We start from the raw sequence: 12,694 nt of genomic DNA, 5'->3' as shown, positions 1-12,694 counted from the left end.
TGAGCAGGGCTGACGAAAGGGGAGCTTAGAATGATTTTAGTGATTGATAATTATGATTCGTTTACGTACAACCTCGTCCAATACTTGGGGGAAATTGGGGAAGAAGTCATCGTTCGTCGCAATGACGAAATTGATTTAGCAGGTGTGGAGGCCTTGGCGCCCGACCATATCTTAATATCTCCGGGTCCTTGCACGCCGAATGAAGCCGGTATTAGCCTATCACTGATTGACCATTTCAAGGGTAAAATCCCCATTTTCGGCGTTTGTCTGGGACATCAGTCCATCGGACAAGCTTTTGGCGGCGACGTCATTCGAGCTGAGCGCTTAATGCACGGCAAGACCTCAGAAATCTTCCATGATGGCCAAACGTTGTTCGAAGGGTTACCATCTCCTTTCATCGCGACACGTTACCATTCTTTGATTGTCAAAGCGGAGACGCTGCCTGATTGCTTGGAAGTCAGTGCCCGTACGGCTGAAGGTGAAATCATGGCGCTGCGTCATAAGGAATATCCGATTGAGGGCGTTCAATTTCATCCCGAATCCATTATCACGGAGCATGGCCACCAAATGCTGCGCAATTTTCTACGCCGCACGGCTAAAGCAGGAGCTTAATTTATGATCATTAGCATCAATGGCAAACTTATAGATGAACAACAAGCCGTGGTCTCGGTTTATGATCACGGTTTTCTTTACGGATTAGGTCTCTTTGAGACCTTCCGTACTTATAACAAAGTTCCTTTTCTCCTTGCTGAGCACATGAATCGTCTTGCGGAGGGTTGTAAGGAGCTAGGGATTGGGTATGAGCCTGATTTTGACCGCGCAGAGAAGTTGATTGAAGATCTGCTTGCTGCGAACGAGCTTCAGGATGCCTATATTCGTTTTTCCGTATCTGCTGGAGTAGAAGCGCTTGGTCTTCCTTCGGGGGACTACGGTCAGCCTACCGAGATTGTCTATATCAAGGCCCTCCCGCCGAGGGATACGAAGACATATGAAGAGGGCAAAGCCTTACAGCTGCTGAAGCTGCCTCGAAATACACCGGAGGGCTTGTACCGATTCAAGTCTTTTCACTATATGAACAATATTTTGGCTAAAAGAGAGCTAGGCCAGTACCCCTGGGCCACACGCGCAGAGGGTCTGATGATGAGCGAAGAGGGTTATGTGGCTGAGGGGATTGTCAGCAACATCTTTTTCATTAAGGACGGGACATGCTACACGCCTTCGCTGGATACAGGCATTTTGGCGGGAATCACCAGAGCGCACGTACTTCGAATTGCCCAGCGAGGGCAGATACCTGCTCAAGATGGTTTATATCGTTGGGAAGATTTGGTGGAGGCTGATGAGGTGTTTCTGGTCAATTCCATTCAAGAAATCGTGCCGGTCACAACTTTGTATACACCTAGTGGTCAAAAGATCTCAGTGGGTACAGGAACAGTGGGTCCCATAACTCGTGAACTGATTCGGACATATAACGAATATTGATAAAATGATAAACATACAGGAAGTGAACAGCAGATGAAAGTGTTATCCTGTAAAGGACACGAGCTGCCCATCGGTGATCGAACGATCATCATGGGCATATTGAACGTAACCCCGGATTCCTTTTCGGATGGCGGATCCTATGTCACCGTAGAAGATGCCATACGCAGAGCTCGGCAGATGGTTGAGGATGGCGCAGATATCATTGATATTGGAGGCGAGTCCACCCGTCCAGGTTCTGCGGAGGTGACCGAGGAGGAGGAACTTCGCCGGGTAATCCCCGTCATTGAGGCTCTAAGTCGTGAAATTAACGTTCCTATTTCTATAGATACGTATAAAGCAGAGGTCGCTAAGCAAGCTTTAGCGGCAGGGGCGCACATCATCAATGATGTATGGGGTGGGCAGGCCGACCCCCGTATGGTTGACGTAGCGGCGAGCTACGATTGCCCCTTCATTATTACCCATAACCGATTGAACACGGAATATAAGGCTTTCCTACCAGAGGTGCTAAGCGATCTTCAGCACTATGTGAGTCAAGCACGAGACGCGGGTGTTCGCGACGAACGGATTATTTTGGATCCGGGGATCGGCTTTGCGAAATCCTACGAACAGAACTTGCAGCTTATGAACCAACTGCGCCCTCTTGTTGATCTTGGGTATCCGGTCCTCCTGGGTACATCGCGTAAAAGCGTGATCGGGATGACATTGAATCTACCGCCGGCCGAGCGGTTGGAAGGCTCGCTTTCAACTGTCGTGCTGGGAATCGCGCAGGGCTGTGGAATCGTTCGTGTGCACGACGTATTAGCAACCAAGCGGGCTGCCGTCATGACGGATGCCATTATTCGCTCATAATGAAGGAGGTCACATCAATGGACAAAATCACACTGTCCCGCATGCAGTTTTTTGGTAATCACGGTGTTTTTCAGGAAGAGAATAAATTGGGCCAGCGCTTTTATGTGGATGTAGAGCTGATGCTTCCGCTTCATAAACCCGGCCAGTCGGATCATCTCGACGATACGGTGAATTATGGCGAGGTTTTTTTCAAAGTAAAAGAAATTGTCGAAGGACGCACTTTCCAATTAATTGAAGCTTTAGCGGAAAACATTGCATCAATGCTTCTTCATACTTATACTAGTATCAATGAAGTGACGGTTCGCGTCATTAAGCCGCATCCGCCCTTTGCCGTTATTTTTGACGGCGTGACTGTAGAGATTAACCGAAAGCGGGCAACGTCATGACAGCCGAAGAACGAGAACGCAGCATTGCAGCTTATGTCGCATTAGGATCCAATATAAATGATCGCGAACAATATTTGCAGGATGCGATTACAGCGCTGAACCAGGAGCCGGGTATTGTCGTGACTGGCTTGTCCAGTATTTACGAAACCGAGCCGGTCGGTTATGTAGACCAGTCTGCTTTTCTTAATATGGTCGTTCAGTTACAAACGGTTATTCCTGCTGAAGATTTGCTATTCAAATTGCTGGCCATTGAGAATCGTTTGGGGAGAAAGCGCGATGTGCGCTGGGGTCCAAGAACGATCGATTTGGATTTGCTTCTGTACGGCGACGAGCAGTTAACGACCCCCGACTTGATCATTCCGCATCCGCGGATGCATGAGCGGGCTTTTGTATTAGTCCCTCTCTCAGAGGTTCTCTACGAGCGGCAAGATGCTGCATTTGAATTCATCTCCGCGAATCTGGAGAAACTGGAAGGAAAGGAAGGCGTTGTGTTATGGAAAAAAGCTCAGTAGCTCAGCGCATACGCGCTTTTCGTAAATTGAAAGGATATACCCAGAATGAACTAGCTGATTTGCTCGGCGTATCGATCGCCATTTTGGGTGCAATTGAAAGAGGAACACGTAAACCGGATACGAAAATCATTAATAAGATCTCGCAGGTGCTTGATATCGAGCCGGACGAGTTAATCGCAGTGGTTGCGAGATAAGAGAGGTGGAATCTTCGGTGCTGAAAATAGGTAATGTCGAAGCTCCCAATAAAGTTGTGCTTGCCCCGATGGCGGGCGTTTGTAATCCTGCATTCCGTCTGATTGCCAAAGAGTTTGGCACAGGGCTGGTGTGTGCGGAGATGGTTAGTGATAAGGCTATCGTTCACGGGAACACCCGTTCGATGGAAATGTTATATGTAGATGACCGGGAAAAACCGCTCAGCTTACAAATCTTCGGCGGCGACACGGAAACACTCGTGCAAGCGGCCAAAATCGTTGATCAACATACCAACGCAGATATTATTGATATTAATATGGGCTGCCCGGTACCCAAAATCACCAAATGCGATGCTGGTGCACGCTGGTTGCTTCAACCGGATAAAATTGAACAAATGATCGAGACCGTCGTAAAGGCAGTAAACAAACCTGTCACCGTAAAAATGCGGATCGGCTGGGATTCTGATCACATCTATGCTGTCGAAAATGCAAAGGCTGTCGAAAGAGGCGGCGGCAGTGCAGTTAGCGTCCACGGTCGTACGCGCGAGCAGCTCTACACAGGGAAAGCGGATTGGAACATTATCCGAGATGTGAAGCAAGCTTTGTCGATTCCCGTTATTGGTAATGGTGATGTAGTTACGCCTGAGGATGCCAAACGTATGTTGGACCAAACGGGTGTGGACGGCGTCATGATCGGCCGTGGTGCATTAGGCAATCCGTGGATGCTTTACCGTACCGTTCAATATCTTGCTAATGGGGAGCTACCTCCGGAACCGACACCGGAAGAGAAAATCCGCATCGCAATCCTGCACATGGACCGACTCATAGCACTCAAAGGCGAGCACGTTGCCGTAAAAGAGATGCGTAAACATATGGCTTGGTACCTCAAGGGATTAACAGGAGCAGCTCGTGTGAAGGACGCCATTATGGAGATGTTGAAGCGTGATGAAATGGTTCGGACGCTGAATGAATACGTTGAGCACCTTGCTGCGCAATCGTCGTCATCCAGCCAAGAAGAATCTCCCGTACTGCAATAAATCATGCAGCTATGGTTGAGATTGACATTTTGAAACGGTTGCAATATAATCAGTCAATATTAATGTGTTCCTGCATATATTGAAAGACAAACGAGTAAGTTCCTAATTTTATAACCGTGAATTCATACTACTTGAATCAGCTCTATAAAGACCTAACTCCTAGCAGGAAGCATCGATTCAACGATATGAAAATCTTTCACATGACGGGAGATCAGTTGGTAATGGCTGAAAAAGAGGTCATTCTTACACCAGAAGGTTTGAGAAGGCTCGAGGACGAGCTTGAGCATCTTAAATCAGTGAAGCGCCGCGAAGTCGCGGAGAGAATCAAGGTTGCCATCGGGTATGGCGATATCAGTGAGAACTCCGAGTACGAAGATGCGAAGAACGAGCAAGCCTTTATTGAAGGCAGAATCATCACTTTAGAAAAAATGCTGCGCAATGCGCGGATTATTAATAACGACGATGTGGATATCAACACGGTAAGTGTAGGATCCATCGTTACACTGAAGGACTTGGAATTCGGTGATTTGGTTGAGTACAATATTGTAGGTACCGCGGAGTCTGATCCGCTACAGAATAAGATTTCGAATGAAAGCCCGGTGGGCAAAGCAATTCTTGGCAAGCAAAAGGGCGCAACCGTTGATGTTAACGTTCCAGCTGGCGTCATTCAGTATCAAATTGTTGATATTAAAAAGTAGCGTGCAGCCGCAGCCCCGTTTCAGTTTACCTTTGCTCAGCATAGGCAAATTGTCTGGAAAGCTTCCTTACGGAAGCTTTTTTCCGGTTTTAGCACCCTTTACTAAAATATGTAGGAGATGAAAACATGAGCCAGGAAGTGGAATTGAACGAATTGCTCGTCATTCGCCGTAACAAATTGGACGAGCTTCGCGGTCTGAGTGTAGATCCTTTCGGCAGCAAATACGTTAGAACGCATACAACGCTAGAGATCTTGACAGCTTACCAGGACAAAACAAAGGAAGAGCTGGACGAAGAGCACTACGAGGTTAGTATTGCAGGACGTATTATGCAAAAAAGAGGCATGGGTAAAGCAAGTTTTGCTCATATCCAAGACATTACAGGGAAAATTCAAATCTACGTACGGGAAGATGCGTTGGATGCGAACAAGTACAAAGCTTTTGATCTTTTGGATCTGGGTGACATGGTTGGCGTTCAAGGTGTTGTTTTTAAAACGAAAACCGGAGAAACCTCCATTAAGGTTAAGTCTCTTGAGGTATTGACCAAGTCCTTGCTTCCGCTTCCGGACAAATTCCATGGTCTTAGCGATGTAGAATTGCGCTATCGTCAACGTTATGTTGATTTGATTATGAATCAAGATGTTCAACAGACATTTATTCTGCGTTCCCGTATTATTCAGTCGATGCGCCGTTACCTGGATTCGCTGGGTTATTTAGAGGTGGAAACACCGACGCTTCATTCGGTTGCAGGCGGGGCTTCGGCTCGTCCGTTTAATACGCATCATAATGCTTTGGATATGCAGCTTCATATGCGTATTGCTATTGAGCTTCACTTGAAACGCCTTATTGTTGGCGGACTAGAGAAAGTTTACGAAATTGGTCGTGTTTACCGGAATGAAGGTATCTCCACGCGCCATAATCCAGAATTTACGATGATTGAGTTGTACGAAGCTTATGCTGACTACAAAGACATTATGAAGCTGACTGAGGAGCTTATTGCGCATATCGCTCAAGAGGTTCTTGGTACGACTTCAATTCCTTATGGAGATCACGTGGTTGATCTAGCTGTTGGCTGGAGACGTATCTCCATGGTTGATGCGGTTAAAGAAGTGAAAGGTGTAGACTTCGGCGTTCAAATGACGAACGAGGAAGCGCATCGCTTAGCCAAAGAGCATAATGTGCCAGTGGAGCCTCATATGACATTTGGTCATATCTTGAACCAATTCTTTGAGACGTTTGTAGAAGAGACGCTGATTCAGCCGACCTTTATTTATGGACATCCTCTAGAAATTTCACCGCTTGCCAAAAAGAACCCGGAAGATCCGCGCTTCACGGATCGCTTCGAGCTCTTTATCGTAGCGCGTGAGCATGCGAATGCATTTACTGAGCTTAATGATCCTATCGATCAAAGAGAGCGTTTCGAGGCTCAGCTTCGTGAGAAAGAGCAGGGGAATGATGAAGCTCATGAAATGGATGAGGACTTCATTCGTGCATTGGAATATGGAATGCCGCCAACAGGTGGTTTAGGAATAGGAATCGACCGTTTGGTTATGCTATTGACCAATGCCCCATCTATTCGCGATGTCTTGTTGTTCCCGCTTATGCGTGAGCGTCAAGGAGAGTAAGGAAGACCATTTCGGGGCATCGTAAGATGCCTCGAAATTTTTTGTCGAAAGTACTTGCATTGTCTGCAGCGTCTGTGGTATCTTATAAAAGTTGCCGCTGAGGACAACGAGCAAATGGTTGAAAACAACTTAAAAAATAAGTTGCAAACAAAAACTCAGTATGGTATATTGGACTTCCGGCTTTCGAAAGAAAGCGGATAGGACAAGAGTTCTTGATCTTTGAAAACTGAACAACGAGTGAGTAAGCACAGTCGAGTAATCGACTATAAATGAGATTGTAAAATCTCGCTAGCAAGTCAATGAGCTATTCAGCTTTTCTATTATGGAGAGTTTGATCCTGGCTCAGGACGAACGCTGGCGGCGTGCCTAATACATGCAAGTCGAGCGGAGCACTTCGGTGCTTAGCGGCGGACGGGTGAGTAACACGTAGGCAACCTGCCTATAAGACTGGGATAACTATCGGAAACGATAGCTAAGACCGGATAACTGGTTTTCTCGCATGAGAGAATTATGAAACACGGAGTAATCTGTGGCTTATAGATGGGCCTGCGGCGCATTAGCTAGTTGGTGAGGTAACGGCTCACCAAGGCGACGATGCGTAGCCGACCTGAGAGGGTGAACGGCCACACTGGGACTGAGACACGGCCCAGACTCCTACGGGAGGCAGCAGTAGGGAATCTTCCGCAATGGACGCAAGTCTGACGGAGCAACGCCGCGTGAGTGATGAAGGTTTTCGGATCGTAAAGCTCTGTTGCCCTAGACGAACAGCAAGGCGAGTAACTGCGCTTTGTGTGACGGTATAGGAGAAGAAAGCCCCGGCTAACTACGTGCCAGCAGCCGCGGTAATACGTAGGGGGCAAGCGTTGTCCGGAATTATTGGGCGTAAAGCGCGCGCAGGCGGTTAATTAAGTTGGGTGTTTAAGCCCGGGGCTCAACCCCGGTTCGCATCCAAAACTGGTTGACTTGAGTGTAGGAGAGGAAAGTGGAATTCCACGTGTAGCGGTGAAATGCGTAGAGATGTGGAGGAACACCAGTGGCGAAGGCGACTTTCTGGCCTATAACTGACGCTGAGGCGCGAAAGCGTGGGGAGCAAACAGGATTAGATACCCTGGTAGTCCACGCCGTAAACGATGCATACTAGGTGTTGGGGATTCGATTCCTCGGTGCCGAAGTTAACACAGTAAGTATGCCGCCTGGGGAGTACGCTCGCAAGAGTGAAACTCAAAGGAATTGACGGGGACCCGCACAAGCAGTGGAGTATGTGGTTTAATTCGAAGCAACGCGAAGAACCTTACCAGGTCTTGACATCTGGGTGTAAGCACTAGAGATAGTGCCCCTCTTCGGAGCACCCAAGACAGGTGGTGCATGGTTGTCGTCAGCTCGTGTCGTGAGATGTTGGGTTAAGTCCCGCAACGAGCGCAACCCTTGATCTTAGTTGCCAGCATTTCGGATGGGCACTCTAAGATGACTGCCGGTGACAAACCGGAGGAAGGTGGGGATGACGTCAAATCATCATGCCCCTTATGACCTGGGCTACACACGTACTACAATGGTCGGTACAACGGGAAGCGAAGCCGCGAGGTGGAGCCAATCCTTATAAGCCGATCTCAGTTCGGATTGCAGGCTGCAACTCGCCTGCATGAAGTCGGAATTGCTAGTAATCGCGGATCAGCATGCCGCGGTGAATACGTTCCCGGGTCTTGTACACACCGCCCGTCACACCACGAGAGTTTACAACACCCGAAGTCGGTGGGGTAACCCGCAAGGGAGCCAGCCGCCGAAGGTGGGGTAGATGATTGGGGTGAAGTCGTAACAAGGTAGCCGTATCGGAAGGTGCGGCTGGATCACCTCCTTTCTATGGAGACTCGGGTCTGAAACGACCCAGTCAAGTATCTTCGGATACACAATCGTTTACTCACTCGTGTTCAGTTTTGAAAGAGCAAGCTCTTTCAGCAGGATGGTTACAACCATGTTGCACTCGTTTGGTGATGATGGCGGAGGGGACCCACGCGTTCCCATCTCGAACACGACCGTTAAGCCCTCCAGCGTCGATGGTACTTGAACCGCAGGGTTCTGGGAGAGTAGAACGTTGCCAAGCGGACCCATAGCAAGCTTTCGAAGAAAGCTTCGAAAGCTTGTAGGTGGGTTTTTATTTTGGGGAGTTTCCCCAAAACACATATTGGCCCTTAGCTCAGCTGGTTAGAGCGCACCCCTGATAAGGGTGAGGTCGGTGGTTCGAGTCCACTAGGGCCAACCAATTTCATAATCATATGGGGCCATAGCTCAGCTGGGAGAGCGCCTGCCTTGCAAGCAGGAGGTCAGCGGTTCGATCCCGCTTGGCTCCACCAACTATCATTTTCAGACAGAGATTTCCAAGAAATTTCGACTTGAAATGAGAATGTGAGTTGTGATAAGATAACTTTCGCCGCTGAGATAGGGCAAGGGAATTTGAATCGCAATGAACACTTTGTTCCTTGAAAACTAGATAACGAAATGAAACGTAAAGTAAGAACTTAGGTAGTGTAACCTTCGGGTTGCACGACAATCTTTAAATGTAATTTCTAGGTTAAGCTAGAAAGAGCACACGGAGGATGCCTAGGCACTAGGAGCCGAAGAAGGACGTGGCGAACGACGAAATGCCTCGGGGAGCCGTAAGCAGGCTTTGATCCGGGGATGTCCGAATGGGGGAACCCAGCTGTGGTAATGCGCAGTTACCATGTAGTGAATACATAGCTACATTGGAGGCAGACCCAGGGAACTGAAACATCTAAGTACCTGGAGGAAAAGAAAACAAAAGTGATTCCGTCAGTAGCGGCGAGCGAAAGCGGAATAGCCCAAACCAAGGAGCTTGCTCCTTGGGGTTGTAGGACCTCAATATGGGGTTAGTTTGGTAGGCGAAGTGATCTGGAAAGGTCCGGCATAGAAGGTAAAAGCCCTGTAGCCAAAATCGAACGAATCTCCTAGAGGTATCCTGAGTACGGCGGGTCACGTGAAACCCCGTCGGAATCCGGCAGGACCATCTGCCAAGGCTAAATACTCCCTAGTGACCGATAGTGAAGCAGTACCGTGAGGGAAAGGTGAAAAGCACCGCGGAAGCGGAGTGAAAAAGAACCTGAAACCGTGTGCTTACAAAAAGTCAGAGCCCTCTATATGGGTGATGGCGTGCCTTTTGTAGAATGAACCGGCGAGTTACGTTCCCGTGCGAGGTTAAGTCGAAGAGACGGAGCCGCAGCGAAAGCGAGTCTGAATAGGGCGCTTTAGTACGTGGACGTAGACCCGAAACCGTGTGATCTACCCCTGTCCAGGGTGAAGGTGAGGTAACACTCACTGGAGGCCCGAACCCACGAATGTTGAAAAATTCGGGGATGAGGTGGGGGTAGCGGAGAAATTCCAATCGAACTCGGAGATAGCTGGTTCTCCCCGAAATAGCTTTAGGGCTAGCCTCGGATGTGGAGTTGTGGAGGTAAAGCACTGATTGGGTGCGGGGCCCGCCAAGGGTTACCAAGTCCAGTCAAACTCTGAATGCCACAAACTTAAATCCGGGAGTCAGACAGTGAGTGCTAAGATCCATTGTCAAAAGGGAAACAGCCCAGACCATCAGCTAAGGTCCCCAAGTGTGTGTTAAGTGGGAAAGGATGTGGAGTTGCACAGACAACCAGGATGTTGGCTTAGAAGCAGCCACCATTGAAAGAGTGCGTAATAGCTCACTGGTCGAGTGACTCTGCGCCGAAAATGTAACGGGGCTAAACACGCCACCGAAGCTATGGCTTGCACGTATGTGCATGGGTAGGGGAGCGTTGTATGTACGTTGAATTCTGACCGTAAGGACAGGTGGAGCGCATACAAGTGAGAATGCCGGTATAAGTAACGAAAAGATCAGTGAGAATCTGATCCGCCGAAAACCTAAGGGTTCCTGAGGAAGGCTCGTCCGCTCAGGGTAAGTCGGGACCTAAGGCGAGGCCGAAAGGCGTAGTCGATGGACAACAGGTGGAAATTCCTGTACCACCGTAGCCGTTATGAGCGATGGAGTGACGCAGAAGGATAGTGACGCGAGCTGATGGATGCTCGTCCAAGCAGTGAGGCTGGTTAGTAGGCAAATCCGCTAACCGTAAGGCTGGGCTGTGATGGGGAGGGAAACTTTAAGTACCGAAGGTCATGATTTCACACTGCCAAGAAAAGCTTCTAGCCAGGCGAAGGTGCCCGTACCGCAAACCGACACAGGTGGGTGAGAAGAGAATTCTAAGGCGCGCGGAAGAACTCTCGTTAAGGAACTCGGCAAAATGACCCCGTAACTTCGGGAGAAGGGGTGCCTCGGTAGGGTGAATAGCCCGAGGGGGCCGCAGTGAAAAGGCCCAAGCGACTGTTTAGCAAAAACACAGGTCTGTGCGAAGCCGCAAGGCGAAGTATACGGGCTGACGCCTGCCCGGTGCTGGAAGGTTAAGAGGAGTGGTTAGGGGGTAACCCCGAAGCTATGAATTGAAGCCCCAGTAAACGGCGGCCGTAACTATAACGGTCCTAAGGTAGCGAAATTCCTTGTCAGGTAAATTCTGACCCGCACGAATGGCGTAACGACTTGGGCGCTGTCTCAACGAGAGATCCGGTGAAATTTTAATACCTGTGAAGATGCAGGTTACCCGCGACAAGACGGAAAGACCCCATGGAGCTTTACTGCAGCTTGATATTGGACTTTGGTACGATCTGTACAGGATAGGTGGGAGCCTTAGAAGCCTGAGCGCCAGCTTGGGTGGAGGCGCCGTTGGGATACCACCCTGATCGTATCGGAGTTCTAACCTGGTACCGTGATCCGGTATGGGGACAGTGTCAGGTGGGCAGTTTGACTGGGGCGGTCGCCTCCTAAAATGTAACGGAGGCGTTTAAAGGTTCCCTCAGAATGGTTGGAAATCATTCGCAGAGTGCAAAGGCATAAGGGAGCTTGACTGCGAGACCTACAAGTCGAGCAGGGACGAAAGTCGGACTTAGTGATCCGGTGGTACCGAATGGAAGGGCCATCGCTCAACGGATAAAAGCTACCCTGGGGATAACAGGCTTATCTCCCCCAAGAGTCCACATCGACGGGGAGGTTTGGCACCTCGATGTCGGCTCATCGCATCCTGGGGCTGAAGTAGGTCCCAAGGGTTGGGCTGTTCGCCCATTAAAGCGGTACGCGAGCTGGGTTCAGAACGTCGTGAGACAGTTCGGTCCCTATCTGTCGCGGGCGTAGGAAATTTGAGAGGAGCTGTCCTTAGTACGAGAGGACCGGGATGGACGTACCGCTGGTGTACCAGTTGTCTCGCCAGAGGCACCGCTGGGTAGCTATGTACGGAGGGGATAAGCGCTGAAAGCATCTAAGCGCGAAGCCCCCCTCAAGATGAGATTTCCCAGTATGTAAGACCCCTTGTAGACGACGAGGTTGATAGGTTCGAGGTGGAAGTGCGGCAACGTATGCAGCTGACGAATACTAATCGGTCGAGGGCTTAACCTAATATAGGGATCTTTAATCGAAGATTAAAGTCTCTCTGCTTGAAACCTATAGTTGTAACTTTACAAACGTTTCGTATCTAGTTTTCAGGGAATAATAATTCCTGAGTATATATGTCTTGGAGAGATACCCAAGTGGCTATAAGGGGACCCTCTGCTAAGGGGTTAGACTGCGTAAGTGGTGCGAGGGTTCGAATCCCTCTCTCTCCGCCAGTTCCAAACATATATAACACCTTTTATGTGGCGGCGTAGCTCAGCTGGCTAGAGCGTACGGTTCATACCCGTAAGGTCGGGGGTTCGAGCCCCTCTGCCGCTACCATAAAACCATTCCAGATGGAGGCTTAGCTCAGCTGGGAGAGCATCTGCCTTACAAGCAGAGGGTCGGCGGTTCGATCCCGTCAGCCTCCACCACTTTACCCCAAAAAGTGAAGTGTTTCCAAGA

9 protein-coding genes, 5 tRNA genes and 3 rRNA genes are annotated in these 12,694 nt (G+C 49.3%); all 17 read left to right on the top strand.

The genetic code is table 11. The features are described 5' to 3' along the window. The first annotated feature begins 30 nt into the window (after positions 1-30). Complete coding sequence (gene pabA, locus ACUN27_RS36825; RefSeq protein ID WP_161407595.1) at positions 31-612, top strand: aminodeoxychorismate/anthranilate synthase component II; 582 nt, start codon at positions 31-33, stop codon at positions 610-612. Positions 613-615: 3 nt separating this feature from the next. After that, positions 616-1,479, top strand: coding sequence for an aminodeoxychorismate lyase (gene pabC, locus ACUN27_RS36820; RefSeq protein WP_326061301.1), 864 nt, complete (start codon positions 616-618; stop codon positions 1,477-1,479). Between the two features lie 33 nt (positions 1,480-1,512). Further along, positions 1,513-2,328, top strand: coding sequence for a dihydropteroate synthase (folP, locus tag ACUN27_RS36815; protein WP_315955969.1), 816 nt, complete (start codon positions 1,513-1,515; stop codon positions 2,326-2,328). Between the two features lie 17 nt (positions 2,329-2,345). Further along, complete coding sequence (gene folB / locus ACUN27_RS36810; protein WP_315955970.1) at positions 2,346-2,714, top strand: dihydroneopterin aldolase; 369 nt, start codon at positions 2,346-2,348, stop codon at positions 2,712-2,714. Then, complete coding sequence (gene folK / locus ACUN27_RS36805) at positions 2,711-3,226, top strand: 2-amino-4-hydroxy-6-hydroxymethyldihydropteridine diphosphokinase (protein ID WP_326061300.1); 516 nt, start codon at positions 2,711-2,713, stop codon at positions 3,224-3,226. Before folB ends, folK begins: the two co-directional genes overlap by 4 nt. Continuing rightward, on the top strand, positions 3,208-3,420 hold the full coding sequence (locus tag ACUN27_RS36800) for a helix-turn-helix domain-containing protein (protein ID WP_315955972.1): 213 nt from the start codon (positions 3,208-3,210) through the stop codon (positions 3,418-3,420). The genes folK and ACUN27_RS36800 overlap by 19 nt, the downstream gene beginning before the upstream one ends. A gap of 17 nt (positions 3,421-3,437) precedes the next feature. Next, entirely contained in the window at positions 3,438-4,454 is a 1,017-nt protein-coding gene (dusB, locus tag ACUN27_RS36795; RefSeq protein WP_315955973.1) for a tRNA dihydrouridine synthase DusB, read from the top strand. Between the two features lie 221 nt (positions 4,455-4,675). Beyond that, the gene (gene greA / locus ACUN27_RS36790) at positions 4,676-5,152 is read left to right on the top strand and encodes a transcription elongation factor GreA (protein ID WP_127457170.1); all 477 of its coding nucleotides are present in this window, start codon (positions 4,676-4,678) and stop codon (positions 5,150-5,152) included. 125 nt (positions 5,153-5,277) lie between these two features. Beyond that, positions 5,278-6,774: a lysine--tRNA ligase gene (gene lysS, locus ACUN27_RS36785; protein ID WP_445560561.1), complete on the top strand. Its 1,497-nt coding sequence runs from the start codon at positions 5,278-5,280 to the stop codon at positions 6,772-6,774. Positions 6,775-7,093: 319 nt separating this feature from the next. Beyond that, positions 7,094-8,629: ribosomal RNA gene (locus tag ACUN27_RS36780) — 16S ribosomal RNA — on the top strand. A gap of 126 nt (positions 8,630-8,755) precedes the next feature. Next, positions 8,756-8,872: ribosomal RNA gene (gene rrf, locus ACUN27_RS36775) — 5S ribosomal RNA — on the top strand. Between the two features lie 82 nt (positions 8,873-8,954). Beyond that, positions 8,955-9,031, top strand: a tRNA-Ile gene (locus ACUN27_RS36770). Positions 9,032-9,046: 15 nt separating this feature from the next. Then, a tRNA-Ala gene (locus ACUN27_RS36765) sits at positions 9,047-9,122 on the top strand. 216 nt (positions 9,123-9,338) lie between these two features. Then, a 23S ribosomal RNA gene (locus ACUN27_RS36760) occupies positions 9,339-12,256 on the top strand. Together the 16S, 23S and 5S rRNA genes with 5 tRNA genes alongside form the textbook arrangement of a ribosomal RNA operon. Before the next feature lie 117 nt (positions 12,257-12,373). Continuing rightward, positions 12,374-12,465 (top strand) — tRNA-Ser (locus tag ACUN27_RS36755). A gap of 29 nt (positions 12,466-12,494) precedes the next feature. Next, positions 12,495-12,571 (top strand) — tRNA-Met (locus ACUN27_RS36750). Positions 12,572-12,587: 16 nt separating this feature from the next. Further along, positions 12,588-12,663: transfer RNA gene (locus tag ACUN27_RS36745), tRNA-Val, on the top strand. Positions 12,664-12,694: the final 31 nt, after the last annotated feature.

The sequence above is a fragment of the Paenibacillus sp. WC2504 genome (assembly GCF_052682475.1).
The sequence above is the reverse complement of the archived record's forward strand: the minus strand, read 5'-3'. Positions and strand labels throughout refer to the sequence as shown.

Bases quoted from the DNA above. Each gene is read 5' to 3' on its own strand.
- greA (WP_127457170.1), top strand. From the start codon at position 4,676: ATGGCTGAAAAAGAGGTCATTCTTACACCAGAAGGTTTGAGAAGGCTC.
- folP (WP_315955969.1), top strand. From the start codon at position 1,513: ATGAAAGTGTTATCCTGTAAAGGACACGAGCTGCCCATCGGTGATCGA.
- ACUN27_RS36800 (WP_315955972.1), top strand. From the start codon at position 3,208: ATGGAAAAAAGCTCAGTAGCTCAGCGCATACGCGCTTTTCGTAAATTG.
- folK (WP_326061300.1), top strand. From the start codon at position 2,711: ATGACAGCCGAAGAACGAGAACGCAGCATTGCAGCTTATGTCGCATTA.
- pabA (WP_161407595.1), top strand. From the start codon at position 31: ATGATTTTAGTGATTGATAATTATGATTCGTTTACGTACAACCTCGTC.
- pabC (WP_326061301.1), top strand. From the start codon at position 616: ATGATCATTAGCATCAATGGCAAACTTATAGATGAACAACAAGCCGTG.
- lysS (WP_445560561.1), top strand. From the start codon at position 5,278: ATGAGCCAGGAAGTGGAATTGAACGAATTGCTCGTCATTCGCCGTAAC.
- folB (WP_315955970.1), top strand. From the start codon at position 2,346: ATGGACAAAATCACACTGTCCCGCATGCAGTTTTTTGGTAATCACGGT.